The sequence below is a fragment of the Streptomyces sp. NPDC046831 genome (genome assembly GCF_040645305.1).
Classification (GTDB): Bacteria; Actinomycetota; Actinomycetes; order Streptomycetales; family Streptomycetaceae; genus Streptomyces.
In genome coordinates this window covers 15,257-40,691 of the sequence record NZ_JBEYXZ010000020.1, presented here as the reverse complement: position 1 = coordinate 40,691, position 25,435 = coordinate 15,257, and the positions used below count along the sequence as shown (strand labels likewise).

At 73.6% G+C, this 25,435-nt stretch carries 22 protein-coding genes; 13 read left to right on the top strand and 9 right to left on the bottom strand.

Features of this window, described 5'->3' with window-relative positions; translation table 11 throughout:
- Positions 1-141: 141 nt before the first annotated feature.
- The 4 genes from ABZ920_RS18535 to ABZ920_RS18520 all read right to left on the bottom strand — a co-directional run bounded on the left by ABZ920_RS18535 (position 142) and on the right by ABZ920_RS18520 (position 4,407).
- A complete protein-coding gene (locus ABZ920_RS18535; protein ID WP_361505599.1) occupies positions 142-1,617 on the bottom strand; it encodes a HAMP domain-containing sensor histidine kinase in 1,476 nt (491 codons plus the stop codon).
- Entirely contained in the window at positions 1,618-2,400 is a 783-nt protein-coding gene (locus ABZ920_RS18530) for a response regulator transcription factor (RefSeq protein ID WP_361505596.1), read from the bottom strand.
- A gap of 187 nt (positions 2,401-2,587) precedes the next feature.
- Positions 2,588-3,310 (bottom strand): CE1759 family FMN reductase, encoded by a 723-nt coding sequence (locus tag ABZ920_RS18525; protein ID WP_361505594.1) that lies wholly within the window; start codon positions 3,308-3,310, stop codon positions 2,588-2,590.
- A complete protein-coding gene (locus tag ABZ920_RS18520; RefSeq protein ID WP_361505592.1) occupies positions 3,307-4,407 on the bottom strand; it encodes an LLM class flavin-dependent oxidoreductase in 1,101 nt (366 codons plus the stop codon). The genes ABZ920_RS18525 and ABZ920_RS18520 overlap by 4 nt, the downstream gene beginning before the upstream one ends.
- A 310-nt stretch (positions 4,408-4,717) precedes the next feature.
- Between ABZ920_RS18520 and ABZ920_RS18515 the strand changes: the two genes are divergently transcribed.
- Together ABZ920_RS18515 and ABZ920_RS18510 are read left to right on the top strand one after the other, a co-directional pair.
- Positions 4,718-5,056 carry a YnfA family protein gene (locus ABZ920_RS18515; protein ID WP_361505590.1) on the top strand — a complete coding sequence of 113 codons (339 nt, stop codon included), beginning with the start codon at positions 4,718-4,720 and terminating at the stop codon, positions 5,054-5,056.
- 123 nt (positions 5,057-5,179) lie between these two features.
- Positions 5,180-5,956, top strand: a complete 777-nt coding sequence (locus ABZ920_RS18510; RefSeq protein WP_361505587.1) for an SDR family NAD(P)-dependent oxidoreductase — start codon at positions 5,180-5,182, stop codon at positions 5,954-5,956.
- A gap of 12 nt (positions 5,957-5,968) precedes the next feature.
- Here ABZ920_RS18510 and ABZ920_RS18505 read toward each other — a convergent pair whose 3' ends face one another.
- A complete protein-coding gene (locus tag ABZ920_RS18505; protein ID WP_361505584.1) occupies positions 5,969-7,162 on the bottom strand; it encodes an RtcB family protein in 1,194 nt (397 codons plus the stop codon).
- A 208-nt stretch (positions 7,163-7,370) separates the two neighbouring features.
- Between ABZ920_RS18505 and ABZ920_RS18500 the strand changes: the two genes are divergently transcribed.
- From ABZ920_RS18500 to ABZ920_RS18490, 3 genes are all read left to right on the top strand, one after another.
- Positions 7,371-8,207, top strand: coding sequence for a DUF3558 domain-containing protein (locus ABZ920_RS18500; protein WP_361505581.1), 837 nt, complete (start codon positions 7,371-7,373; stop codon positions 8,205-8,207).
- 154 nt (positions 8,208-8,361) lie between these two features.
- A complete protein-coding gene (locus ABZ920_RS18495; protein ID WP_361505578.1) occupies positions 8,362-9,318 on the top strand; it encodes a DUF3558 family protein in 957 nt (318 codons plus the stop codon).
- 132 nt (positions 9,319-9,450) lie between these two features.
- Positions 9,451-10,827, top strand: coding sequence for a DUF2637 domain-containing protein (locus ABZ920_RS18490; protein ID WP_361505791.1), 1,377 nt, complete (start codon positions 9,451-9,453; stop codon positions 10,825-10,827).
- A gap of 86 nt (positions 10,828-10,913) precedes the next feature.
- On the opposite strand, the gene lysS is transcribed toward ABZ920_RS18490, so the two are convergent.
- Positions 10,914-12,656 (bottom strand): lysine--tRNA ligase, encoded by a 1,743-nt coding sequence (gene lysS / locus ABZ920_RS18485; RefSeq protein ID WP_361505575.1) that lies wholly within the window; start codon positions 12,654-12,656, stop codon positions 10,914-10,916.
- 265 nt (positions 12,657-12,921) lie between these two features.
- Here lysS and argS point away from each other — a divergent pair, with 265 nt between their 5' ends.
- Both argS and ABZ920_RS18475 read left to right on the top strand, forming a co-directional pair.
- Positions 12,922-14,694, top strand: coding sequence for an arginine--tRNA ligase (gene argS, locus ABZ920_RS18480; protein WP_361505572.1), 1,773 nt, complete (start codon positions 12,922-12,924; stop codon positions 14,692-14,694).
- 200 nt (positions 14,695-14,894) lie between these two features.
- Entirely contained in the window at positions 14,895-15,776 is an 882-nt protein-coding gene (locus tag ABZ920_RS18475) for a DUF4253 domain-containing protein (RefSeq protein ID WP_361505569.1), read from the top strand.
- A gap of 439 nt (positions 15,777-16,215) precedes the next feature.
- Here ABZ920_RS18475 and hemB read toward each other — a convergent pair whose 3' ends face one another.
- Entirely contained in the window at positions 16,216-17,208 is a 993-nt protein-coding gene (gene hemB, locus ABZ920_RS18470; RefSeq protein WP_361505566.1) for a porphobilinogen synthase, read from the bottom strand.
- A gap of 349 nt (positions 17,209-17,557) precedes the next feature.
- Here hemB and ABZ920_RS18465 point away from each other — a divergent pair, with 349 nt between their 5' ends.
- From ABZ920_RS18465 to ABZ920_RS18440, 6 genes are all read left to right on the top strand, one after another.
- The gene (locus tag ABZ920_RS18465) at positions 17,558-17,977 is read left to right on the top strand and encodes a PPOX class F420-dependent oxidoreductase (protein WP_361505563.1); all 420 of its coding nucleotides are present in this window, start codon (positions 17,558-17,560) and stop codon (positions 17,975-17,977) included.
- Positions 17,978-18,199: 222 nt separating this feature from the next.
- Positions 18,200-18,448: a hypothetical protein gene (locus ABZ920_RS18460; RefSeq protein WP_361505560.1), complete on the top strand. Its 249-nt coding sequence runs from the start codon at positions 18,200-18,202 to the stop codon at positions 18,446-18,448.
- A 242-nt stretch (positions 18,449-18,690) separates the two neighbouring features.
- Complete coding sequence (locus ABZ920_RS18455) at positions 18,691-20,109, top strand: cytochrome ubiquinol oxidase subunit I (RefSeq protein ID WP_361505557.1); 1,419 nt, start codon at positions 18,691-18,693, stop codon at positions 20,107-20,109.
- Positions 20,110-20,265: 156 nt separating this feature from the next.
- Positions 20,266-21,291 carry a cytochrome d ubiquinol oxidase subunit II gene (locus ABZ920_RS18450; RefSeq protein WP_361505554.1) on the top strand — a complete coding sequence of 342 codons (1,026 nt, stop codon included), beginning with the start codon at positions 20,266-20,268 and terminating at the stop codon, positions 21,289-21,291.
- A gap of 199 nt (positions 21,292-21,490) precedes the next feature.
- Positions 21,491-22,336 carry a helix-turn-helix transcriptional regulator gene (locus tag ABZ920_RS18445; protein ID WP_361505551.1) on the top strand — a complete coding sequence of 282 codons (846 nt, stop codon included), beginning with the start codon at positions 21,491-21,493 and terminating at the stop codon, positions 22,334-22,336.
- A complete protein-coding gene (locus tag ABZ920_RS18440) occupies positions 22,326-22,532 on the top strand; it encodes a DUF397 domain-containing protein (RefSeq protein WP_361505548.1) in 207 nt (68 codons plus the stop codon). Before ABZ920_RS18445 ends, ABZ920_RS18440 begins: the two co-directional genes overlap by 11 nt.
- A 147-nt stretch (positions 22,533-22,679) precedes the next feature.
- Here ABZ920_RS18440 and ABZ920_RS18435 read toward each other — a convergent pair whose 3' ends face one another.
- Both ABZ920_RS18435 and hemC read right to left on the bottom strand, forming a co-directional pair.
- On the bottom strand, positions 22,680-24,386 hold the full coding sequence (locus tag ABZ920_RS18435; RefSeq protein WP_361505545.1) for a bifunctional uroporphyrinogen-III C-methyltransferase/uroporphyrinogen-III synthase: 1,707 nt from the start codon (positions 24,384-24,386) through the stop codon (positions 22,680-22,682).
- Complete coding sequence (hemC, locus tag ABZ920_RS18430) at positions 24,383-25,375, bottom strand: hydroxymethylbilane synthase (protein ID WP_361505788.1); 993 nt, start codon at positions 25,373-25,375, stop codon at positions 24,383-24,385. Before hemC ends, ABZ920_RS18435 begins: the two co-directional genes overlap by 4 nt.
- Positions 25,376-25,435 lie beyond the last annotated feature (60 nt).

The window sequence follows — 25,435 nt, the reverse complement described above, 5'->3', positions numbered from 1 at the left end:
CGTCGGTCCCCACCCGTCAGTTCTCGGCCGTCGGTCCTCCCCCATCAGTTCTCGGCCGTCGGCCCTCACCCGTCGGTCCTCACCCGTCAGTTCTCGGCCGTCGGCCCTCACCCGTCAGTTCTCGGCCGTCGGTCTCACCCGTCAGTCCTCGCCCGCCAGCACCCCGCCGTCGAGGTGCCCGGTGTCGTCGCCCACCGTGAAGCCGATCACCGAGCCGCCACCGGGCCGCGGGTGGGCGAACGGTGTGCCGCCGTGGGCGGCGGCCACCTCGCGCACGATGGACAGGCCGAGGCCGGAGCCGGGCAGGGAGCGGGCGTCGGCGGCCCGGTAGAAGCGGTCGAAGATGCGGGTCAGGTCGCCACCGTCGATGCCGGGCCCGCGGTCGAGGACCCGCACGCGGACCGGGCCGCCGTGCGCTCCCCCGGTGTGGGGCACGCGGACCGGGCCGGTGACGTCGATCTCGATGGGCGCCGTGCCGCCCCGGTCGAACTTCGCCGCGTTCTCCACGAGGTTCGACACCGCCCGCTGGAGCATCCCGGGGCGGCCGTCGGCCGTGGTGTCGCCGCTCGCGCGGACCAGGATCTCCCGTCCGGTGCGGCGGCGGGCGAGGCCCGCGACGTCCTCGGCGAGGTCGGCGAGGTCCACCCGCTGCGGCGGCTCGGTGTCGGACTGGCCGGCGGCGAGGTCGACCAGTTCGTTGACCAGGTCGGTCAGCTCGCGGGCCTCCTGCGTGAGGTCGGCGACCAGTTCCTCGCGGGTGTCGGGCGGCAGCTCTTCGATGCGGCGCAGCAGGGAGATGTTCGTCCGCAGGGAGGTCAGCGGGGTGCGCAGTTCGTGGCCGGCGTCCTGTACCAGGCGGCGCTGGTCCTCCTCCGACTGGGCGAGCCGGCCCAGCATGCGGTCGAAGGAGCGGCCGAGGCGGCCGACCTCGTCGTAGCCGGTGACGGGCACCTGGACGCCGAGCCGGCGGGTGCGGGCGACGTCCTCGGCGGCGGCGGTGAGGACCACCAGCCGGCGGGTGATGCGGCGGGCCAGCCACCAGCCGCACAGGCCCGCGGCCACCACCACGGCCCCCGTGGTGATCAGCGTGCGCTGCTGGAGCGCCCGCAGCAGGTCCTCGGTGTCGCTGAACTCCTGCGCGACCTGCACCGCCCCGCGCCCGCCGCCGAGCGACACCGTGGCGACGCGGTACACGTCGGAGGAGACGACGACGTCCTCGTGCTGCACGGTCCGCCCGGCCACCGCGGCGGCCGCGGCCGCCCGGTCCCGGGCCGTGACGGGGAGCGCGGGGCTGCCGCGGTCGACGATCCGGCCGCCCGGGCCGAGCACCTGCACGCCGGTGCGGCTCGGCCGGACGACCTCGTGCCCGGGCTGGGAGGAGGAGAAGTCCGCGGGGGTCCGCTGGTAGCGCCGCACCTCGTCCCGCACGTCCTGCACCACCTGCAGGAAGACGGACTGCTGGTCGACCCGGACCAGGCGGGCCGCCGAGCTGTACGACAGGATGCCGACCAGTACGGTGACGGCCGCGGTCACCACGGCGAACGACACCGCGAAGGTGGTCCGCAGCGACGACAGCCGGGGCCTGGGCCGCTCCGACAGCCGTCCGAGAGGGCCCACTCAGTCCTCCCGCAGCACGTAACCCACGCCCCGGACGGTGTGGATCAGCTGTGGCGCGCCCGGCTCGTCGAGCTTGCGGCGCAGGTAGCCCACGTACACGGCGAGGTTCTTGGAGCCCGGGCCGAAGTCGTAGCCCCAGATGCGGTCGTAGATGGTGGAGTGGTCCAGGACGATGCCGGCGTTGCGCACCAGCAGTTCGAGGAGCTCGAACTCGGTGCGGGTCAGCTCGACCTCCCGGCTGCCGCGCCAGACCCGGCGGGCCTGGAGGTCCATGCGGATGCCGGCCGCTTCGATCCGCCGGCCGGGGGACTGCGCGGCGAGCTGCCCCTTCGCGGGCGTGCCGCCGGGGTTGCCGGCCCGGTGCGCGCCCGCGCCGCCGCCCGCGGATCCCGGGTTCGTGCTGCCGGAGCCGGCCGGGCCGGTGCGCCGCAGCAGGGCGCGCAGGCGGGCGAAGACCTCCTCGACGTCGAACGGTTTGACGACGTAGTCGTCGGCTCCGGCGTCCAGGCCGGCGATCCGGTCGGCGGTCTCCACCAGGGCGGTGAGCATCAGAATCGGCGTCCGGTCGCCCTCGGCGCGCAGCACGCGGCAGACCTGGAGGCCGTCGATGCCGGGCATCATCACGTCGAGCACGAGGACGTCCGGCGGGGTCCGGTGGGCCTGCGCGAGCGCCTCGACACCGTCGGCGACCGCCGTCACCTCGTAACCCTCCAGGGTGAGGGCCCGTCCCAGGGCGTGGCGGATGGCGCGGTCGTCTTCGGCGAGCAGCACGGTCTGAGGCACGCGTCCAGTCTGCCAAGGGCGCCGGCGGTGCGGCCCGGGCGAGCAGGCCCGCGACCACGCTTTTTACCTGGCTCTCACGGTGAGCCGGCGGGTTCGCGCCGTGCGGCCCGGGCGCCTTGGGGCCGCACGTTCCCGGCGCCCACCGGGGCGGGGCGGGGGCCCGGAGCCGTCGCCCCGGGCCGTCCCCTCACTTCCGCAGGGCCGCCAGCTGCTGCTCGAACGGCACCACCGTGAACCCGCCGGGCTTCTCCTCCGGCGCGGGCCCGGCGGCCCGCCCGGGCGCCTGCGCCGGCACCGGCGCGGGCGCAGGCCCAGCGGCCTCCGTCTTTGTGCCGGTCCCGGCCAGGGCCTCGGCGGCCCCGGCCTCCCGCGTGCCGCCGCGCGCCGCCGACAGCCCCGTCATCAGGGCCGCCAGCTCGCCCGCCGCACGGTCGATCCGCTCCGGCAGGCCCTCGGCTCCCCAGTCCTCCGAGGCGGCGTAGACACCGGTCGGGACGACGACGGCCCGCAGGTGGGCGAAGAGCGGGCGCAGGGCGTGGTCGAGGACGAGGGAGTGGCGGGCGGTGCCGCCGGTCGCCGCGATCAGCACCGGCTTGCCCGCCAGCGCGTCCTGGTCGCGCACGCCGAGGACGTCGAAGAAGGACTTGAACAGGCCGCTGTACGACGCCGAGAACACCGGCGTGACGACGACCAGGCCGTCCGCCTCCGTGACCGCGTCCAGCGCGTCCGCCAGCGCCGGGGCCGGGAAGCCGTTGGTGAAGTTGTGCGCGATCTCGACCGCGAGGTCGCGCAGCTCGACCACCCGCACCTCGGCCGAGGTCCGCCCGGCGGCCGCCCGCGCCAGCCGGTCGGCCAGCAGCCGGGTGGAGGACGGGACGCTCAGCCCCGCCGAGACGACGACGAGCTTCATGCGGAGGTCACCTCCTCGGTGGCGGCGTCCCTGGCGGCCAGCAGGGACGCGTGGGTCGGCGCCTGGGGCACGCCGGCCGGGCGGTTCTCGGCGAACTCCCGGCGCAGCACCGGCACGACCTCCTCGCCGAGGAGGTCCAGCTGTTCCAGCACGGCCTTCAGCGGCAGGCCGGCGTGGTCCATCAGGAACAGCTGGCGCTGGTAGTCGCCGGCGTACTCGCGGAAGGACAGCGTCTTCTCGATGACCTGCTGCGGGGAGCCGACGGTCAGCGGGGTCTGGGCGGTGAAGTCCTCCAGGGAGGGGCCGTGCCCGTAGACCGGGGCGTTGTCGAAGTAGGGGCGGAACTCGCGCACCGCGTCCTGCGAGTTCTTCCGCATGAACACCTGGCCGCCCAGGCCGACGATCGCCTGCTCGGGCGTGCCGTGCCCGTAGTGGGCGTACCGGGTCCGGTACAGCTCGACCATCCGCTTGGTGTGGTCGGCGGGCCAGAAGATGTTGTTGTGGAAGAAGCCGTCGCCGTAGTAGGCGGCCTGCTCGGCGATCTCCGGGGAGCGGATGGAGCCGTGCCAGACGAACGGCGGGACGCCGTCCAGCGGGCGCGGGGTGGAGGTGAAGCCCTGCAGCGCGGTGCGGAACCTGCCCTCCCAGTCGACGACGTCCTCGCGCCACAGGCGGTGCAGCAGCGCGTAGTTCTCGATGGCGAGGTTGATGCCCTGGCGGATGTCCTGGCCGAACCACGGGTAGACCGGGCCGGTGTTGCCACGGCCCGTCATCAGGTCGACCCGGCCGTCCGCGAGGTGCTGGAGCATCGCGAAGTCCTCGGCGATCTTCACCGGGTCGTTGGTGGTGATGAGGGTGGTGGAGGTGGACAGCACCAGCCGCTCCGTCCGCGCGGCGATATAGCCGAGCATCGTGGTCGGCGATGACGGCACGAACGGCGGGTTGTGGTGCTCGCCGGTGGCGAAGACGTCCAGGCCGACCTCCTCGGCCTTCAGCGCGATGGCGACCATGGCCTTGATGCGCTCACGCTCGGTCGGCGTACGGCCCGTGGTGGGGTCCGGCGTGACGTCGCCGACGCTGAAGATCCCGAACTGCATGGTCGCTCACCCTCCAGATTGTTGATGATTCAACCATACCCCTCCAACGGCCACCTGCCCGGCCGTATTCCGGCCCGGCCCCCGGCCAGCACACCGCGGCCCGCTGCCCCCACTCGGCAGACCGGCCCGCTGCCCCACTCGGCACACCGCCCCGCTTCCCCCGCTCGGCACACCGACCCGCCTCCCCCACCTGCACACGGGCCCGGCTCCACCCGCACGCCGGCCCAGCCGCCCACCCGCGCACCCGGCCCTGCTCCCCGCCCCACACACCGGCCGCCGCCCCGCGCCCCCTCCGTGCGAAGCTGCCCGCATGCCGATCGTCCGCTCCGCCGCGCTGTTCGCCGTCGCCGCCCTGTTCGAGATCGGCGGCGCCTGGCTGGTCTGGCAGGGGGTGCGCGAGCACCGGGGCTGGCTGTGGGCCGCGGGCGGCGTCCTCGCGCTCGGCGCGTACGGCTTCGTCGCCACCTTCCAGCCCGACGCCCACTTCGGCCGCGTCCTCGCCGCGTACGGCGGGATCTTCATCGCCGGTTCCCTGCTGTGGGGCGCGGTCGCGGACGGCTACCGGCCCGACCGCTGGGACGTGGCCGGCGCGCTGGTGTGCCTGGCGGGCATGGCGTTGATCATGTGGGCGCCCCGCGGCGGCGCCTGACGGGCCGTGCGGCGCCGGGGACGGGCGGCCGTCCGCGTCCCGGGAACCGGACGGCACCGTCGCGGTGAGGTGCCCGTCACCTACCCTGGCACGGTCGAACCGCCGCAGCCCGAGGAGAGCCCCATGGCCACCGCAGCACCGTCCGCCGCCTCCCGCATCGCCGTCGTCACCGGTGCGAGCAGCGGCATCGGCGCCGCCACGGCCCGGCAGCTCGCCGCCGCGGGGTACCGCGTGGTGCTGACCGCCCGCCGCAAGGACCGCATCGAGGCGCTCGCCGACGAGATCAACGCGGCCGGCCACTCGGCGACGGCGTACCCGCTGGACGTCACCGACCGCGCCGCGGTGGACGAGTTCGCCACCGCGTTCAGGACCGTCGGCGTCCTGGTCAACAACGCGGGCGGCGCGCTCGGCGCCGACCCGGTCGCCACCGGCGACCCGGACGACTGGCGCCGGATGTACGAGACGAACGTCATCGGCACCCTGAACCTCACCCAGGCCCTGCTGCCCAAGCTGGAGGCCGGCGGCGACGGAACGGTCGTCGTGGTGTCGTCCACGGCGGGCCACGCCACCTACGAGGGCGGCGCCGGCTACGTCGCCGCCAAGCACGGCGCCCACGTCCTCGCCGAGACGCTCCGCCTGGAGATCGTCGGCCGGCCGGTCCGCGTCATCGAGATCGCGCCCGGCATGGTCAGGACGGAGGAGTTCGCGCTGACCCGCTTCGGCGGCGACCGGGAGAAGGCGGCCAAGGTCTACGAGGGCGTCGCCGAGCCCCTCACCGCCGACGACGTCGCCGACACCATCACCTGGGCGGTGACGAGGCCCAGCCACGTCAACATCGACCTGCTGGTCGTGCGCCCGCGCGCCCAGGCGTCGAACACCAAGGTGCACCGGGAGTCGTGACGGCGGCGTGCCTCAGCCCTTCACGCACACCACCTGCTTGAGCTTCGCCACGACCTCCACCAGGTCCCGCTGCTGGTCGACCACCTGCTCGATCGGCTTGTAGGCGCCCGGGATCTCGTCGACGACGCCGGAGTCCTTGCGGCACTCCACGCCCCGCGTCTGCTCCTCCAGGTCCTGCACGGAGAAGCGGCGCTTGGCGGCGTTGCGGCTCATGCGCCGGCCGGCGCCGTGCGAGGCGGAGTTGAAGGACTTCTCGTTGCCGAGGCCCTTCACGATGTACGAGCCCGTGCCCATGGAGCCCGGGATGATCCCGTACTCGCCGGAGCCCGCGCGGATCGCGCCCTTGCGGGTGACCAGCAGGTCCAGGCCCCCGTACCGCTCCTCCGCCACGTAGTTGTGGTGGCAGGAGATCTCCGGCTCGAAGACCGGCTTCGCCTTTCTGAACTCCTTGCGGACGACGTCCTTCAGGAGCGCCATCATGAGGCTGCGGTTGTGCTTCGCGTACTCCTGGGCCCAGAACAGGTCGTTGCGGTAGGCCGCCATCTGGGGCGTGTCCGCCACGAAGACGGCGAGGTCCCGGTCGACCAGGCCCTGGTTGTGCGGGAGCTGCTGGGCCACCCCGATGTGGTGCTCGGCCAGTTCCTTGCCGATGTTGCGGGAACCGGAGTGCAGCATCAGCCACACCGCGCCGGTGGTGTCCGTGCAGACCTCGACGAAGTGGTTGCCCGATCCGAGCGTCCCCATCTGCTTCGCGGCGCGCTCCGCGCGGAACCTCACCGCCTCCGCGACCCCGTCGAACCGCGTCCAGAAGTCGTCCCATCCCCCGGTCGCGAACCCGTGCAGGCGGCCGGGGTCGACGGGGTCGTCGTGCATCCCCCGGCCCACCGGAATGGCCTGCTCGATCTTCGAGCGCAGCCGGGACAGGTCGCCGGGGAGGTCGTTCGCCGTCAGGGACGTCCGCACCGCGGACATCCCGCAGCCGATGTCGACGCCGACCGCCGCCGGGCAGACCGCGCCCCGCATCGCGATGACCGACCCGACGGTCGCGCCCTTGCCGTAGTGGACGTCCGGCATGACGGCGAGGCCCTCGATCCAGGGCAGGGTCGTGACGTTGCGCAGCTGCTGCATCGCCGCGCCCTCGACCGTCGCCGGGTCCGCCCACATCCGGATGGGGACCTTCGCGCCCGGTATCTCCACGTACGACATGTCGTCCTCATTCCCCCGAAGAATTCACAGAAGTCCCGTAGCGCAATACCGGCGCCAAGGCCGGCGAAAGGGACGGCGGACCGGCGTCCACGGCAGTGCGTGCGGTACACATTGTCTCCAGGGCGCGCCCCCGCGCGGCAAGCGAATAACCAGCGGGGACACTGGTACCGCCAGGACAGCGAACGACAGCGTCGAAGGGAGCCTGCCCGTGCTGCGGAAGGCGTACGTACCCGGCACGGCCGCGCTCCTCGCGGCGCTGCTGGCCGGCTGCACCGACGGCTCGTCGGGTGACGGTGCGGCGGACGACGCCAACCCGGGCGCCGCGGGCACGGCCACGGCGGCGGCGCAGCCGGGCAGGTACCGCACGCTGCCCGAGCCCTGCGGCGCCGTCGGTCACCGCACGCTCGACTCGCTGCTGCCCGGCATCAAGCAGCTCACCGACCTGGACCAGCGCGACAAGGCGTACGAGGGCGAGGCCACGCTCACCTACGACAACGACCGCAAGGTCGGGTGCCGTTGGAAGGTGGAGGCGACGGGCGCCACCGACCACCTCTTCGTCGACCTCGAGCGGGTCGTCTCCTACGACAACACCGTCAGCGACGACACGCAGGCCCAGCGGATCTTCGCGACGAAGCAGGTGGCGGCCGACCTGCCCGAGCCGGTCTCCGCCGGCTCCGGAGCCGGCTCCGCTTCCCCCTCCGGCGCGCGGTCCGGCGCGCCGGGCGGGCCCGCGCCGACCTCGTCGGCCCCGGCCTCCCCCGCGTCCCCGTCGGCCTCCGCCTCCACGGGCCTGCCCTCGTCCGAACTCCAGCCGCGCACACTGAGCGACCTCGGCGACGAGGCGTTCGTCGACGACACGCTCGGCAGCTCCGGTTCAACGGCCAAACAGCGCACCGTGACTGTGGCGTTCCGCACGTCCAACGTCATCGTGACCATCGTGTACGAGGAGCAGCCGACGACCGTCGGGGTGGTCCCGGACAGCGAGGAAATGCAGGACAAGGCCCGGAAACTGGCGGCACGGCTGGCGGATTCGCTGGGCGGCTGACGGCGCGGCACGGGTACTTCGCCCCCTGACGGCGTGCGCGGGAAGGGGAACCACACGGCTGACTCACCGCGTACCGTGGCCACTCGGACCCCTCGGGCCCTTTGGACCCCTCGGGCCCCCTGGAACCGGTCCGATCGCAGGAACCACGAGCGTCATGAGTGAAGGAACCATGCAGCGAGCAGCCCAGCGAGACCTGCGGCAGTCCCCCACGCCCTCGGGGCGTTCGGGAAGCGACCCGCGAGTGAAGCGTCTGAACCGCGTCCTTGTCTGCGCGGCCGCCGTCCCCGTGATGCTGGTCGCCGCCGGCTGCTCCTCCTCGGACTCCGGCTCCGCCGACGACGCCAAGAAGGCCGCGGGCAGCACCGCGACGACGTCCGCGAGCCCGTCCCCGACGGTGCGGGCGGCGGCGTACGGCAAGCTGCCGGAGCCCTGCCGGACGCTGTCGTCGAAGACGCTGGGCCAACTCGTCCCGAAGGGGCTGAAGTCCGCCAAGGAGGGCACCTCCAGCGACGTCTCCACGCGCGGCAGCTGCTCCTGGAACAGCCTGGACAACAACGGGGTGAAGGGCTCGCAGTTCCGCTGGCTGAACGTCTCCCTGCTGCGCTTCGAATCCGACGCCGCCCGCGGGGAGGGCGACCAGCAGGCGCGCGAGTACTACCAGCGGCAGATCAAGGACGCGCAGTCCGTGGCGGGCGGCGCCAACCGCACGTCGCAGCCGGTGGCGGGAACCGGCGACGAGGCCACGCTGGTGCGCTACGACCTGAAGAAGAAGGAAGGCACCTTCAAGCAGCAGACCGTCGTGGCGCGCGTCGAGAACGTCGTCGTCACCGTCGACTACAACGGTGCCGGCCTGGCCGGTGACAAGGTGCCGGACGCCGCCGCCCTGGCGAAGTCCGCCCAGCAGGCGGCCAAGGAGGCCGTGGCCGCGGTGGCGGCGGCCAACGGCGACGGCGGTGCCGTGGCGCCGGGGACCTCCTCGTCGCCGTCGGCGTCGAAGTCCGCGACGAAGCCGGCCTCCCCGTCGGCGTCCGCGCCGGCGAAGCCCTCCGCCTCGGCGTCCGCGGCGGCGAAGCCGTCCGCGTCGGTGTCCGAGGCGGCCGCGAAGAGCTGAGCCGGCGGCAACCGGCACAGCGGAGCAACCGGACCGGTCACCCGTCCCTCGCACGGATGTGCCACCCTGTTGCGCGCAACAACACGCAATGGGAGGGGAGTACGGGTGGCCGCGCCACTGCAGCTGACTCGGATGCACCGCGTTCTCATCGGCGTGGTCGTGACCGGCGCCGTGATCATCGCCGGTATCGGCTTCGCGGGCTCGTACGCGGCCGTCCGCGAACTGGCCATCAAGAAGGGCTTCGGGAACTTCAGTTACGTGTTCCCGATCGGCATCGACGCGGGCATCTGCGTCCTGCTCGCGATGGACCTGCTGCTGACCTGGATCCGCATCCCCTTCCCGCTGCTGCGCCAGACGGCGTGGCTGCTGACGGCGGCGACCATCGCGTTCAACGGCGCGGCGGCCTGGCCCGACCCGCTGGGCGTCGGCATGCACGCCGTCATCCCGGTGCTGTTCGTGGTCGCCGTCGAGGCGGCCCGGCACGCCATCGGCCGGATCGCGGACATCACGGCCGACAAGCACATGGAGGGCGTGCGCCTGACGCGCTGGCTGCTCTCCCCGGTGCCGACCTTCCTGCTGTGGCGCCGTATGAAGCTGTGGGAGCTGCGCTCCTACGACCAGGTGATCAAGCTGGAGCAGGAACGTCTCGTCTACCAGGCCCGTCTGCGCTCCCGCTTCGGCCGGGCGTGGCGCCGCAAGGCCCCGGTGGAGTCCCTGATGCCGCTGCGCCTGGCCCGCTACGGCGTGCCGCTGGCGGAGACGGCGCCGGCCGGGCTGGCCGCGGCGGGCGTCGAGCCGGCCCTGCTGCCCCCGGCCCCGCAGCCGGTGCTGACCACGGGCCAGGCCGCCGCGCCCGCGGTCGTCCCCGCCGGCGCGAGCGCGGGCGGCGCCGGGGCGGTTCCGGTGGCCGGCGCGTCCCCGGCCGTTCCGGCAGGGGGCCGGGCGCCCGTGGCCGGGCAGCGCCCCGGCGCCGGGCCGGCCGGCGCCGAGCAGGAGCCCGACGAGGAGAGCCCCTGGTTCCAGGCTCCCCGGCTCGTCGACTACCACGGCGGCTACGACCCCTCCTACGAACCCCCGTACGACCCGTCCTACGAGCCGGACGAACAGTACGAGCAGTGGTACGAGGAGCAGCACCCGGACCAGTTCGACCAGCCGGCCCCGCAGGAGCACCGGCAGCCGGCCCCGGAGGGCCCCCGGCAGGCCGCCCCGCAGGGTGTCCCCGCCCAGCCCGCCCCGGAGGACACCGGCACCTTCCCCATCCCGGCCGGCCCGAACCGCACCCGCCCGCTCGGCGAGGGCGGCGGCACCCCGCCCGCCGAGCCGGACGAGGAGGCGTACTACCAGGTCTTCAAGCAGTCGATCAACGGCAGCTACCCGACCCCGCGCGAGTTCAGCGACAACGTCGAGGCCACTTACGGCGTCCCCGTCCCGGACGCCGAGTCCAAGCGGATGGTCCTGCGCTTCCAGAACCGCCACACCGCGCAACTGGAGGACGACCACATCGCGTAGGCGGCCGCGCGTGACGACGAAGGGGAGCGCCCGGTGTTCACCGGACGCTCCCCTTCGTCACCGACGTCACCGCGGACCGGGCGGCGTCACTCCCCGAGCAGGGCCCGCACCCGCTCCTGCCCGACCGCGAGCAGCAGCGTGGGCAGCCGCGGCCCGGTGTCGCGGCCGACGAGCAGGTGGTACAGCAGCGCGAAGAACGACCGCTGGGCGGTCTTGATCTCCGGCGGCAGCTCCTTCGGCGTCGCGTCGGCGGGGAAGCCGGCCTGGACCTTGGGCACGCCGTACACGAGGTGCGTGAGCCCGTCGAGGGACCAGTGCTCCGCCAGCCCGTCGAGCAGCAGCCGGATCGACTGCCGGGACGGCTCGTCGAGCGACTTCAGCAGCTCGGCGTCCGGCTCGTCGCGGACGATGGTGCGCTGGTCGGCGGGGACGTGCGTGTTGATCCACGCCTCGGCCTTGTCGTACCGCGGCCGCGCCTCGTCCAGGGAGGCCAGCGGGTGGGCCGGGTCGAGGTCGCTGAGGATGCGCAGGGCCTGGTCCTCGTGCCCGGCGGTGATGTCGGCGACCGACGCGAGGGTGCGGTACGGCAGCGGCCGCGCCGTCCGCGGCAGCTCGCCGGCGGCCGTGCCGACGGCGCGCGTGTACGCGGCGACGTCGCCGGGCAGCGCCGAGCGGTCGGCGACCTTGGCGGCCAGGCGGTCCCACTCGTCGTACAGCCGCTGGATCTCCTGGTCGAAGGCGACCTTGAACGACTGGTTCGGCCGGCGCCGCGCGTACAGCCAGCGCAGGAGCTGCGGCTCCATGATCTGCAGCGCGTCCGCCGGGGTGGGGACCCCGCCGCGGGAGGAGGACATCTTCGCCATGCCGGAGATGCCGACGAAGGCGTACATCGGGCCGATCGGCTGCTCGCCGCCGAAGAGCCCCACGATCTGCCCGCCGACCTGGAACGACGAACCCGGCGAGGAGTGGTCGACACCGCTCGGCTCGAAGACCACGCCCTCGTAGGCCCAGCGCATCGGCCAGTCGACCTTCCAGACCAGCTTGCCCCGGTTGAACTCGCTGAGCCGGACCGTCTCCGAGAAGCCGCACGCGGTGCACGCGTACGTCATCTCGGTGGAGTCGTCGTCGTAGGCGGTGACGGTGGTGAGGTCCTTCTCGCAGTTGCCGCAGTACGGCTTGTACGGGAAGTACCCGGCGGAACCGGAGCTGCCGTCGTCCTCGGACGCGGCGCCCGAGCCCTCCTCGGCCTCCAGCTCGGCAGCGTCGACCGGCTTCTGCTGCTTCTTGCCGGCCTTCGGCTTCGTCCGGTACTGGGCGAGGATCGCGTCGATGTCGCCGCGGTGCCGCATCGCGTGCAGGATCTGGTCCCGGTACGCGCCGGAGGTGTACTGCTCGGTCTGGCTGATGCCGTCGAACTCCACGCCCAGCTCGGCGAGCGAGGCGGTCATCGCGGCCTTGAAGTGCTCGGCCCAGTTCGGGTACGCCGAGCCCTTGGGGGCCGGGACGGACGTGAGCGGCTTGCCGATGTGCTCCGCGTAGGTGTCCTGGTCGACGCCGTCGATGCCTGCGGGCACCTTGCGGTACCGGTCGTAGTCGTCCCAGGAGATCAGGTGGCGCACCTGGTGCCCGCGCCGGCGGATCTCGTCGGCGACGAGGTGCGGGGTCATGACCTCGCGCAGGTTGCCCAGGTGGATGGGACCGGACGGCGAGAGCCCGGACGCGACGACGACCGGTTTGCCCGGGGCCCGACGCTCCGACTCCTCGATGACCTCATCCGCGAAACGGGAGACCCAGTCGGTGGTCTCGGTGCTCTGAGCCACGATCGGCACGTCCTCTTTTTGAAGGTTCTCTGGGGGGTTTCTCAGGAGGTTTCTCCGTGAGCAGCCGGTACGGTCGCACGGCTGACCGCTCCATTGTCCCAGCCGGGGCCGCATCCACGAAAACGCCTTCTCACCGGCGTACCGCGCTCCTCCGCCCCCGCTCACGGGCGGCGACGCGGCGCGCGCCCGCCCGGCGACCGGGAAATCCGCTGGACCCCCCGTGGGATACTGGCTGGGTCTATCTGTTCGTACGAGGAGAACGGCACCCACTTCTATGGCCTCGGTCACGTCCCTCACCGCTTCCGTCCACCAGCGCCTCGCGTCCGCCCTCTCCGCCGCCCTGCCGGAGACCGCCGACGCGGACCCGCTGCTGCGACGAAGCGACCGGGCGGACTTCCAGGCCAACGGGATCCTGGCCCTGGCGAAGAAGGCCAAGGCGAACCCGCGGGAGCTGGCGACGCGGGTCGTCTCCCAGGTCGTCACCGGTGACGTCATCGGCGACGTCGAGGTCTCCGGGCCGGGCTTCCTCAACGTCACGGTCACCGACCGGGCGATCACCGAGAACCTCGCGGCGCGCGTCGCCGACTCCGAGGGCCGGCTCGGCGTGCCCCGCGCGGAGCACCCGGGCACGACGGTGATCGACTACGCCCAGCCCAACGTGGCGAAGGAGATGCACGTCGGCCACCTGCGGTCCGCCGTGATCGGCGACGCGGTGGTGCGGCTGCTGGAGTTCACCGGCGAGAACGTCGTCCGGCGGCACCACATCGGCGACTGGGGCACCCAGTTCGGCATGCTCATCCAGTACCTGGACGAGCACCCGCACGAACTGGACCACAAGGCCGGTCAGGACGGCGCGGTGACGGGCGAGGAGGCGATGTCGAACCTCGACCGCCTCTACAAGGCGGCGCGCAGGCTGTTCGACGCCGACGAGGAGTTCAAGACGCGGGCCCGGCGCCGGGTGGTCGACCTCCAGGCCGGCGACCCGCACACGCTCGCCACGTGGCAGAAGTTCGTGGACGAGTCGAAGATCTACTTCTTCTCCGTCTTCGAGAAGCTGGACATGGAGGTCCGCGACCCCGACATCGTCGGCGAGTCCGGCTACAACGACATGCTCGAGGAGACCTGCCGGCTGCTGGAGGAGTCCGGCGTGGCGGTCCGCTCCGAGGGCGCGCTGTGCGTGTTCTTCGACGACGTCAAGGGCCCGGACGGCAACCCGGTCCCGCTGATCGTGCAGAAGTCGGACGGCGGCTACGGCTACGCGGCCACCGACCTGTCGGCGATCCGGGACCGCGTGTTCAACCTGAAGGCGGACACGCTGCTGTACGTGGTCGACGCCCGGCAGGCGCTCCACTTCCGGATGGTCTTCGAGACGGCCCGCCGCGCCGGCTGGCTGAACGACGAGGTGACGGCGTACCAGCTGGCCTTCGGCACGGTCCTCGGCAAGGACGGCAAGCCGTTCAAGACGCGTGAGGGCGAGACGGTCCGGCTGGTGGACCTGCTCGACGAGGCGATCGAGCGGGCGTCGGCGGTGGTCCGGGAGAAGGCGCAGGACCTGTCCGAGGAGGAGATCGCCGAGCGGGGCGCCCAGGTGGGCGTCGGCGCGGTGAAGTACGCGGACCTGTCGACGTCGGCGAGCCGGGACTACAAGTTCGACCTGGACCAGATGGTCTCGCTGAACGGCGACACGTCGGTCTACCTGCAGTACGCCTACGCCCGCATCCAGTCCATCCTCCGCAAGGCCGGGGACGTCCGCCCGGCGGCCCACCCGGAGCTCGCTCTGGCCGCGGCGGAGCGCGCGCTGGGCCTGCACGTCGACGCCTTCGCGGAGTCGGTGAGGGAGGCGGCCGCGGAGTACGCCCCGCACAAGCTGGCCGCCTACCTGTACCAGCTGGCGTCGCTGTACACGTCGTTCTACGACAAGTGCCCGGTGCTGAAGGCCGAGACGCCCGAGCAGGTGGAGAACCGCCTGTTCCTGTGCGACGTCACGGCCCGCACCCTGCACCAGGGCATGGCCCTGCTGGGCATCCGGACGCCCGAGCGCCTCTGACCCGGAGGCCGGGCTGCCCTCCGGGCCGAAACCCGGTGCCCACCCGGCCTCGGCCCGCACGCACGGGCCCCGCGGCATGCTGCCGCGGGGCCCGTGCGTGTGCCATGTGCCTGTGCGGAAGTCCGTCGGCCGGCCGCCGGCCGGGTCAACTGTCCGCGTCGGGGGCCTCGTTGTCAGTGGCCGCCCCTACAGTCACCGGCATGGCGACTCTTCCCAACCCGCTGCCCAGGCTGGCGACCGATCCGAGCGGACGTTCGCTCGGACTCCAACTCCCTCCTGGGACCCTGGTGGACACGACCTGCGAGGGCGCGTGGCACGAGCCGCTGCTCTGGTACGCCGGCCGGGCGGCGTCCCCGGGCAACTGGGCGGCGCTCGGCGCGCCCGCCGCGCGGGCCGGCCTGCTCCCCGTGCTCGTCGAGGTCGCCGGGAGCAAGGGCGGGCCGGAGCAGTGGGACCTCATGCCCGGGAGGATGTCGTATCCCGGTGACCACGACGCCGAGGAAGTGCTGGCCGCCTTCTGGGAGTCGTACGCCGAGGACGGGGCGGACCCCGGCGAGGACCAGGCGGGCGGGGACGGGGCCGTCGGGCTGTCCGGTGAACGGGGGCCGTACGACGAGCCCGTGGCCCCCTTCGGCCCCGCGTGGCCGGGCCTCGCCCCGGCCGGCGTGCTCGCCGCCGCACCGGAGGTCCGGGCCGCCGAGGTCGCCGACTCCCTGACCGGCGGCAGCCGGAACTGGTTCAAGGAGCCGCGCCTGGCCCTGGTGCCGGCCCGCCGCTCCGCCGACATCCCGGCAGCCGTCGGCTGGACGGGCCCGGTCAACCACGAGGACGACGTGGCCGTCCTCTGCTCGGTGCTGCGGTCCTGGGAGGACCGCTTCGGCATACGGGTCGTGGCGCTCGGCTTCGACGCCCTGGTCGTCTCCGTGGCGGCGCCGCCCACCACGCTCGCCGAGGCGGAGCGGATCGCGGCGGAGCACTTCGCGTTCTGCCCGGACAACGTCCTCCAGGGCGAGCCCGGGACGCTGCGGGCCTACGCCGAGGGCCTCGTCGGTGAGCCGGTGTGGTTCTTCTGGTGGGACTGACCCGGCCCCTTGCGTCCCGGGCCTGCGGGCCAACTTCGGGCCGTGTCCCGGCGGAAGCGGACACCCGATCCGGCCGGGCACGAGCCGCTCCGGCATCCGCGCGTCCACGGCCGGGTCCGGCCCTGGCACCGGCCACGGCCGGACCCGGCCGTGGCACCGAGCGGGCCACCGGCCGACCCGGGCGGACCACCCGATCGGCACCCGCCGACGGGCCCAGTCTCCGGGCCTGTTGATCGACCGGGGGATCCCACGTCCGCGCCCGCTCGCCGCCACGGCGCTCACGCTCGCCGCGCTGCCCGTCACGGCCTGCCGTGAGAGGCAGCGCGTACGGGACGAGGGCCCGTCCTCGGGGTCTGGAAGCGCGGTGCGGCCACCGCCCGGCGGCCGCCATTCGCCGCGCGGAGGCCGCCGCCGGTACCGAAGGCGGCGGCCCGCGCGCTCAGCGCAGCTTCTGCGCGACCTCGACGGCCCAGTAGGTGAGGATGTTGCGCGCCCCGGCCCGCTTGATGCCGGTCAGCGTCTCGAAGATCGCGCGGTCCCGGTCGATCCAGCCGCGCTCGGCGGCGGCCTCGATCATCGAGTACTCGCCGGAGATCTGGTAGGCGGCCACCGGCACGTCCACGGCGTCGGCGACGCGGGCCAGGACGTCGAGGTAGGGACCGGCCGGCTTGACCATCACCATGTCCGCGCCCTCCTCCAGGTCGAGGGCCAGCTCCCGCAGCGACTCGCGCAGGTTGGCGGGGTCCTGCTGGTAGGTCTTGCGGTCGCCCCGCAGAGACGAGCCGACGGCCTCCCGGAAGGGCCCGTAGAAGGCGGAGGAGTACTTGGCGGTGTAGGCGAGGATCGCCACGTCCTCGCGGCCGATCTGGTCCAGCGCGTCGCGGACGACGCCGATCTGGCCGTCCATCATCCCGCTGGGGGCGACGACGTGGGCGCCGGCGTCTGCCTGGACCTGCGCCATCTCGGCGTACCGCTCCAGGGTGGCGTCGTTGTCGACGCGGCCCTCGGCGTCGAGCACACCGCAGTGCCCGTGGTCGGTGAACTCGTCCAGGCAGAGGTCGGACATGACGAGCAGGTCGTCGCCGACCTCGGCCCGCACGTCGCGCAGGGCGACCTGCAGGATTCCGTCCGGGTCGGTGCCGCACGTGCCGTTCGCGTCCTTCTCGGCCTCCTCGGGCACGCCGAACAGCATGATCCCGGAGATCCCTGCCGCCACGGCCTCGGCCGCCGCCTTCTTCAGGGTGTCCCGCGTGTGCTGCACGACGCCCGGCATCGCCTCGATCGGCACCGGCTCGCCGATGCCCTCACGGACGAACGCGGGCAGGATGAGGTCCGCCGGGTGCAGCCGCGTCTCGGCGACCATCCGGCGCATGGCGGGGGTGGTGCGCAGCCGCCGGGGACGCGTACCGGGGAAGGATCCGTACTTCGTCATGCCTTCTACGCTACGCCCGGCCGGACCCCCGTTTTGCCGACGCCGTGTCGACCACCGGGCGGGCGAGCGGGCGTCCGCTCGGGGGCGGTTTCCCGGTCGCCCCGACCCGCCCCGGCCGTGGCGTCCGAGCTGCCCGGCGAACGCCGGCGGAGCCGGCCGGCCGGCGCGCCGGAGCCGGACCGGCGGGCACCGCGCGGCCGGCTCCGCGGGCACCGCGCGGCCGGCTCCGCGAACTCCAGCGGCCGCCCCCCGACGGCCGCGGGAGGTGGCTCGACGGCTCCGGCGAGGTGCGCCGCACCCCGTTCGGGGCACCCGGCGGCCAACGACAGGGAGACAGGAAGGGAAGCCCATGTCCAAGCCCCCGCTGCCGCCCGCGGCCGACGAGATGCTGCGTCACCCCAACCCGTGCGTGATGGCCACCCTGCGCAAGGACGGCGCCCCGGTGACCACACCCACCTGGTACCTCTGGGAGGACGGCCGCGTCCTCCTGAGCCTGGACGAGGGCCGGGTCCGCCTGGAGCACCTGCGACGGGACCCGCGGGTGTCCCTCACCGTCCTCGACCGGGACGACTGGTACACGCACGTCACCCTCATCGGCCGGGTGACCGAGATGCACGAGGACGAGGGCCTGGCCGACATCGACCGCCTCTCCACGCACTACACCGGACGCCCGTACCCGGACCGGGAGCGCACCCGGTTCAGCGCCTGGATCGAGGTCGAGCGCTGGCACGGCTGGGGCACGCACAAGGACACCGACCAGGCGGGGTGAGACCCGGTGGAGGGCCGGGACGACCGGCCCGCGCCCACCCGCACGCCCCCGCCGCACCCCCCCGGCAGAGGGCCGGGACCACCGGCCCGCGCCCGCCCGCACGCCCGCGGCGGAGGATTGGGATCACCGGCCCGCGGGCACCCGCACGCCCCCGGGTGGAGGGTCCGGCACGCCGCCGCCCCGCATGCCCGGGCACCCGTAACCGAACGGAAGGGCCGACACGTGATCGACGAGACCCACGTCGCGGAGCTGCTCGCCGCGCCGGACGACGACGCCGCGCTGATCCTGCTGGAGGGCAGGGCCCAGGTGGTCGACGCCGCCTCGCTCGCCGGGGAGGACTGTGCGGGAGCCGCGGTCCTCCTCACCCGGGCGGAGCTGGCGGAGCGTCTGGGCACCGCCACGCCCGCCGAGCACGAGGTGCGCCTGCTCGCGCGGACGCTCGGCGACACGGCCGGGAAACTCGGCGCCTGACGCCTCCGGGGGCTGACGGCAGGCGGGCACGGCCGCGCGGGTGCCCGCCCCCCGTTTGCGCATCCCCGGGGCACGGGCGAGCCTGCTGATGGGGCGGCACGCCGAGCCCACCACCGCTTTCCCGGGCCGGGTCCCCCGCCGGGTTCGAACCGGTGAGCGGGGTACTGGAGGGATCGTGGTCCAGCGCCCCGGGGAGGCGGGCGGGCCGCCGTGGTTGTCCCCCGGCCTGCGGGAGAGTGCTCGTGTACGACATCGCTGTAGCCTCCGCCCCCTGGCCCGCGCTGGTGCTCGCGCGAGCGGCCACGGAGGGCGACCTGTCCGCCGCGCGGGCCCAGATGGGCTTCTCCCTGGCCTGGCACATCATCGTCGCCTGCCTCGGCGTCGGCCTGCCCGCGCTCACCCTGCTCACCGAGTGGCTCGGCATCCGCCGGAACAGCCCGGCGCTGCAACTGCTGGCGCGGCGCTGGGCGCGGGCCATGGGCGTCCTCTTCGCGGTGGGTGCCGTCTCCGGCACCATCCTCAGCTTCGAGATGGGCCTGCTCTGGCCCGGCCTGATGGGGCGGTTCGGCCAGGTCATCGGACTGCCCTTCGCGCTGGAGGGCATCGCGTTCTTCATCGAGGCGATCTTCCTCGGTATCTACCTGTACGCCTGGGACCGGCTGCCGCCGCGCAGGCATCTGCTCACCGGGATCCCCATCGTGATCGCCGGCGTCGCCTCGGCGTTCTTCGTGGTCTGCGCGAACGCCTGGATGAACCAGCCCCGCGGTTTCACCCTCCGCGACGGCAAGGTCGTGCACGTGGACCCGTGGGCGGCGATGCTCAACCCGGCGAGCCCGCCGCAGACGGTGCACATGATCCTGGCCGCGTTCATGGTGGCGTCGTTCCTGACCGCGGCCGTCTACGCGGTGGCCCTGCTCCGGGGCCGCCGCGACGCGTACCACAAGGCCGGCTTCGCCATCCCGTTCGCCGTCGGGGCGGTGGTGGCCCCGTTCCAGATCGTGGTGGGCGACTGGGCCGCCCGCTTCCTGGCCGAGTTCCAGCCGGCCAAGCTGGCGGCCATCGAGGGCGTGTACCGCACCGGCTCCCACGTCCCGCTCACCATCGGCGGAATCGCCGTCGACGATCGGCTGAAGTACGGGCTGGAGATCCCCAACGGGCTGTCCCTGCTCGTCGGCTACCGGGCCGACACCGTGGTGCAGGGGCTGGACCAGGTGCCCCGCAGCCAGTGGCCCGCGGTGACCGGTGTGCACTGGGCGTTCGACCTCATGGTGGGCATCGGCTTCTTCCTGCTGGCGCTCGGTCTGTGGCTGCTGCTGGCCTGGTGGCGCACCCGGCGCTCGGGGGGCGAACTGCTCGACCGGCGCGGGAGCCGGCTGCTGCTGGCACTGGTCGCGCTGGCCGGCCCGGCGTCCGTGGTGGCGCTGGAGAGCGGCTGGACCGTCACCGAGCTGGGCCGGCAGCCGTGGATCGTGTGGGGCGTGATGAGCGTGCGGGACGCCGTCAACCCGGCGCCCGGGCTGATGGCGGGCCTGTGGCTGGTGCTGGTGGTGTACGCCGCCATGACCGTCGCGACGGTGTACGTGCTGCGCCGCCTGGCCCGCGGCACGGCCGTGCCCGTCGCCCCCCAGGAGTCGGACGTGCGCAGCTACCCCGTCGTCTGACGTGCGGCGCCGGGCGGACACCGGCCGCCCCCGCCCCGGCCGGCACCCGCCCGGCACCGACCCGCCCTTCCCGTCCCTGCCCGATCCGCCCCTCACCGGGCGGCCCCGCTCCCGCCCCGCCCGGCGCGACGAACGTCGCCCACCGTTGGAGGTCACGTGCTCGCCGACACCGCCCTCGCCGTGATGTGGGTCGGACTGACCTGTTACGCCCTGTTCGGCGGCGCCGACTTCGGCGCCGGCGTGTGGGACCTGCTGGCCGGGGGCGCCCGCCGCGGCCGGGACCAGCGCCGGCTCATCGAGCACAGCATCGGGCCGATCTGGGAGGCGAACCACGTCTGGCTCATCTTCGTGGTCGTCCTGCTGTGGGCCGGGTTCTCGCCGGTCTTCGCGGCCGTGATGTCCACCCTGTACCTGCCGCTGACCTTCGCGGCGCTCGGCATCATCGCGCGCGGTGCCGCCTTCGCCTTCCGCAAGGCCAGCACGGAGCTGTGGCAGCAGCGGCTGTTCGGCGGGTGCTTCGCCATCTCCTCCCTGGTCACCCCGTTCTTCCTGGGCGCCGTGGCCGGCGGGGTCGCCTCCGGCCGGGTGCCGCCCGGGCTGGCGCAGGGCGACGTGGTCACGAGCTGGCTCAACCCGACGTCCGCGCTCGGCGGCGTGCTGGCCGTCCTCACCTGCGCCCACCTGGCGGCCGTGTACCTGTGCGCGGACGCCGCCCGCGAGGGCGATTCCGCGCTCGCCCACACGTTCGCGCGGCGGGCCCTGTTCAGCGGACTGGCCACCGGGGCCGTCGCCCTGGCCGGCATCGCGGTGCTGCACGCGGACGCCCCCGCGCTCTTCCACGGCCTCACCCACCGGGCGCTGCCGCTCGTGCTCCTCAGCGCGGCCGGCGGTGTCACCGGACTGGTGCTGCTGGTGCTGCGGCGCTACGTGGCGGCCCGGGCGGCGGCCGCGCTCGCCGTCGCGGCGATCCTGTGGGCGTGGGGCGCGGCCCAGTACCCGGCGATGCTGGTCGGCAGCCTCACGGTGCAGGAGGCCGCCTCCCAGCCGGCCGTCCTGTGGGCGTGCCTGATCTCCCTGGCCGTCGGCGCCGTCCTGCTGATCCCCTCGCTCTGGCTGCTGTACGGAACCTTCCAGCGCCCCGCCGCCACCGACTCCCCGCCCCGGCCCGGCACATCGGGATGACGTCCGCACAGGGTGCCGGTGACCTCCTGACCGCCGCTGCCCCCTCCCCCCGTCCGGTCATCACGGAGGTGCGCGAACCGGCCCGTACGGCCCTCGGCTGTACGTGAGCTCCCCGGTTCTGTCCGGGTCGCACCGGGTGACCGGGAGCGGGCGGTGTGCGTTGGTCCGGGGAAGGGCGCGCGGCGGGAGGGCGACGGGCGTGAGCGGGTGGGAAGCGGGACTGGACGACGAGGAGGCCGGGGCGGTGATGCGCACCGTCGCACGGCAGTTGAAGCTGTGGCGGGAGGCGTCCGGCCGCACCCAGGCCGAGTTCGGCGCGGCCATCGGGTACGGGGAGGACCTGGTGTCCTCGGTGGAGCGGGGGCGGCGGATCCCCCGGCCCGAGTACCTGGACGCGGCCGACGAGGTGCTGGGCGCGGGCGGGAAGATCGCGGCGCTCAAGCAGGACGTGGCGGAGGCGCGGTACCCGAAGAAGGTCCGGGACCTGAAGAAACTGGAGGCCGAGGCCGTCGAGCTGGGCGCCTACAACAACTCGGTCGTCCATGGGCTGTTGCAGACGGAGGAATACGCGCGGGCGATCTTCAGTGCCCGTCGTCCCCCGTTCACCGAGGAAGAGGTGGAGCAGCAGGTGGCGGCCCGTTTGGCTCGCCAGGAGATTCTCGAACCGGTGACCGGCCGACGCGTCTTCAGTTTTGTCCAATGCGAGTCGACCCTTCGGCGCCCCATCGGGGGGAGGATGGTCCTGCGACGGCAACTCGAACGAGCGTTGGAGGTGGGCAGTCTGCGCAACGTGGACCTGCAGGTCCTGCCTCTGGACCGCGAGGAGAACTCGGCAACGGACGGTTCGTTCAGGCTCCTCAAGCTCAACGACGGAGCCACGGTCGCGTTCAGCGAGGCGCCCCTCAGCAGCCGGGTGATGACCCATCCCAAAGAGACGACGGTCCTGAACATTCGCTACGGAGTCATCCGCGCCCAGGCTCTCAGCCCCCGGGAGTCCTTGGCCTTCATCGAAAAGGTACTGGGAGAAACGAGACATGACGCTTGAGGCATCAGGAGGAACGGACGCCGGCGTGGACTGGATAAGGAGCAGTTACAGCACATCCGACGGCCCCGACTGCGTCGAGGTGGCCGCCGCCCCCGGCCGTGTCCTCGTCCGCGACTCCAAGCACCCCGACGGCCCCCGCCTCGCCCTGGCCCCCGCCGCCTGGGCGACCTTCCTGCCCTACGCCTCCGCGCGCTGACACGCGGGCGGCCCGCACCACCCGGCCAGGCGCCGGAAACGTCCTCAGGGGCGCTCCGGAAACCGGAGCGCCCCTGAGGGTTCGTTTCTGCACAGCCAGGGCCCCACAGGCACCGCCGCGCGACGACCGCGCCGCCGATTCGGCGGATCAGGTCGTGGACCGGCGCCGCCGCGCCCCCGGCCGCCGCTCGCTCGGCCTGGTGACCGGGTCGCCGGCCGCCACGGCCGCCGCCCGGCGCCGCCTGCCGAAGTCCGCCAGCGCCTCGGCGAGCTTGTGCACCGACGGCTCCGGAGCCATCACGTCGACCCGCAGGCCGTGCTCCTCGGCCGTCTTCGCCGTGGCCGGGCCGATGCACGCGATCACCGTCACGTTGTGCGGCTTCCCGGCGATGCCGACGAGGTTCCGCACCGTCGACGACGACGTGAACAGCACCGCGTCGAAGCCGCCGCCCTTGATCGCCTCCCGCGTCTCCGCCGGCGGCGGCGAGGCCCGCACGGTCCGGTAGGCGGTGACGTCGTCGACCTCCCAGCCGAGCTCGACCAGGCCGGCGACCAGGGTCTCCGTGGCGATGTCGGCGCGCGGCAGGAACACCCGGTCGATCGGGTCGAAGACGGGGTCGTACGGCGGCCAGTCCTCCAGCAGGCCCGCGGCCGACTGCTCGCCGCTCGGCACCAGGTCCGGCTTCACGCCGAAGGCGACCAGCGCCCTGGCGGTCTGCTCGCCCACCGCCGCGACCTTGATGCCCGCGAAGGCACGCGCGTCGAGCCCGTACTCCTCGAACTTCTCCCGGACCGCCTTGACGGCGTTGACCGAGGTGAACGCGATCCACTCGTAGCGCCCGGTGACCAGGCCCTTGACGGCCCGCTCCATCTGCTGGGGCGTCCGCGGCGGCTCGACGGCGATCGTCGGCACCTCGTGCGGCACGGCCCCGTAGGACCGCAGCTGGTCGGAGAGCGACGCCGCCTGCTCCTTGGTACGCGGCACGAGCACCTTCCAGCCGAACAGCGGCTTGGACTCGAACCACGAGAGCTGGTCGCGCTGCGCGACGGCGGGACGGTCACCGACCACGGCTATGACCGGTCGGCCGCCCTCCGGCGACGGCAGCACCTTCGCCTGCTTCAGGGTCTGGGCGATCGTGCCGAGGGTCGCGGTCCAGGTGCGCTGGCGGGTCGTCGTACCGGCGACGGTGACCGTCAGCGGGGTGTCCGGCTTGCGGCCCGCCGACACCAGCTCACCGGCCGCCACGGCGACCGCGTCGAGCGTCGTGGACACGACGACCGTGCCGTCGGAGGCGCCCACCTCGGTCCAGCAGCGGTCGGTGGCCGTGCGCGCGTCGACGAACCGCACGTCGGCGCCCTCGGGGTCGCGCAGCGGCACACCGGCGTACGCGGGCACGCCGACGGCCGCCGCGACACCGGGGACGACCTCGAAGGGGACACCCGCCCGGGCGCAGGCGAGCATTTCCCCGGCGGCGTACGTATCAAGTCCCGGGTCCCCGGACACCGCACGGACGACCCGCCTGCCGCCGCGCGCGGCCTCCATGACAAGATGTGCGGCATCCCGCACAGCGGGGGCCTGAGCGGTTGTTGACGTACCGTCAACGACCGTCAGCTGGGGCGTGCCCGTGCCCGGAGCCGGATCCGAAGAGGGATCCGCGTCCGTGTGCACGACGGCGACACCCTGCCTGGCGTGCTGACGGACGACGTCGAGCACCTCGTGCTCGGCGACGAGGACGTCCGCGTTCGCCAGCGCCTCGACGGCGCGCAGAGTCAGCAGTCCCGGATCCCCGGGTCCGGCACCCAGGAAGGTGACGTGCCCGTGCTCCGGACCGGTGGGAAGAGTGGTGGGGCTCAATGTGCTCGCTCCCCCATCAGACCGGCCGCGCCCTGGGCGAGCATCTCGGCGGCGAGTTCGCGGCCGAGAGCCACCGCCCCGTCATGCGTCCCGGGCACGGGACCGGTGGTGGACAGCTGCACCAGCGTCGAGCCGTCGGTGGTGCCGACGACGCCGCGCAGGCGCATTTCCTTGACAATCTGCCGGTCGGCCTGGGATTCCCCCCGCTGGAGCGGATCCGGGAGCGGGGTAAGGTCGGCCAGCGCGCCCACAGGGGCGCTGCAACCGGCCTCCAGGGCGGCGAGCAGTGACCGCTCGGCCGTCACGGCGGCCCGCGTGAACGGGTCGTCGAGCTCGGCGAGCGCGGCGACGAGCGCGGCGTCTTCGGCGGTGTTCCCCGCCCTGCACTCGATCGCCAGGGCTCCCTGGCCGGGAGCCGGCAGAACCGTGTCGACCGACAGGAAGTCGGTCACCTCGTCGATGCGGCCGAGCCGGTTCATCCCGGCCGCGGCGAGCACGACGGCGTCGAGCTCGCCCTTGCGGACGTACCCGATCCGCGTGTCGACGTTGCCCCGGATCGGGACGGTCTCGATGTCCAGCCCGTGGGCGCGCGCGTACGCGTTCAGCTGCGCCATGCGGCGCGGCGAACCCGTGCCGACGCGCGCACCGCGCGGCAGGTCGGTGAACTTCAGCGCGTCCCGGGCGACGATGACGTCGCGCGGGTCCTCCCGCGGGGGCACGGCCGCCAGGGCCAGCTCCTCGGGCTGCGTGGTGGGCAGGTCCTTGAGCGAATGAACCGCGAAGTCGACCTCGCCCCGCACCAGCGCGTCGCGCAGCGCCGTCACGAACACGCCCGTGCCGCCGATCTGGGCCAGGTGCGCGCGCGAGACGTCGCCGTACGTGGTGATCTCGACGAGTTCGACGGGCCGTCCGGTCACCCGGCGCACCGCGTCCGCCACCAGCCCGGACTGGGCCATGGCGAGCTTGCTGCGCCTGGTCCCCAGCCGCAGCGGCCGGTCGTCGCCGGATTGCCCGCGGGGGGATCCGGCCTGTGCCGGGAGCCCGGCCGT

Bases quoted from the DNA above. Each gene is read 5' to 3' on its own strand.
- ABZ920_RS18525 (WP_361505594.1), bottom strand. From the start codon at position 3,310: ATGAAGCTCGTCGTCGTCTCGGCGGGGCTGAGCGTCCCGTCCTCCACC.
- ABZ920_RS18520 (WP_361505592.1), bottom strand. From the start codon at position 4,407: ATGCAGTTCGGGATCTTCAGCGTCGGCGACGTCACGCCGGACCCCACC.
- ABZ920_RS18515 (WP_361505590.1), top strand. From the start codon at position 4,718: ATGCCGATCGTCCGCTCCGCCGCGCTGTTCGCCGTCGCCGCCCTGTTC.
- ABZ920_RS18510 (WP_361505587.1), top strand. From the start codon at position 5,180: ATGGCCACCGCAGCACCGTCCGCCGCCTCCCGCATCGCCGTCGTCACC.
- ABZ920_RS18505 (WP_361505584.1), bottom strand. From the start codon at position 7,162: ATGTCGTACGTGGAGATACCGGGCGCGAAGGTCCCCATCCGGATGTGG.
- ABZ920_RS18495 (WP_361505578.1), top strand. From the start codon at position 8,362: ATGAGTGAAGGAACCATGCAGCGAGCAGCCCAGCGAGACCTGCGGCAG.
- ABZ920_RS18490 (WP_361505791.1), top strand. From the start codon at position 9,451: ATGCACCGCGTTCTCATCGGCGTGGTCGTGACCGGCGCCGTGATCATC.
- argS (WP_361505572.1), top strand. From the start codon at position 12,922: ATGGCCTCGGTCACGTCCCTCACCGCTTCCGTCCACCAGCGCCTCGCG.
- ABZ920_RS18475 (WP_361505569.1), top strand. From the start codon at position 14,895: ATGGCGACTCTTCCCAACCCGCTGCCCAGGCTGGCGACCGATCCGAGC.
- hemB (WP_361505566.1), bottom strand. From the start codon at position 17,208: ATGACGAAGTACGGATCCTTCCCCGGTACGCGTCCCCGGCGGCTGCGC.
- ABZ920_RS18465 (WP_361505563.1), top strand. From the start codon at position 17,558: ATGTCCAAGCCCCCGCTGCCGCCCGCGGCCGACGAGATGCTGCGTCAC.
- ABZ920_RS18440 (WP_361505548.1), top strand. From the start codon at position 22,326: ATGACGCTTGAGGCATCAGGAGGAACGGACGCCGGCGTGGACTGGATA.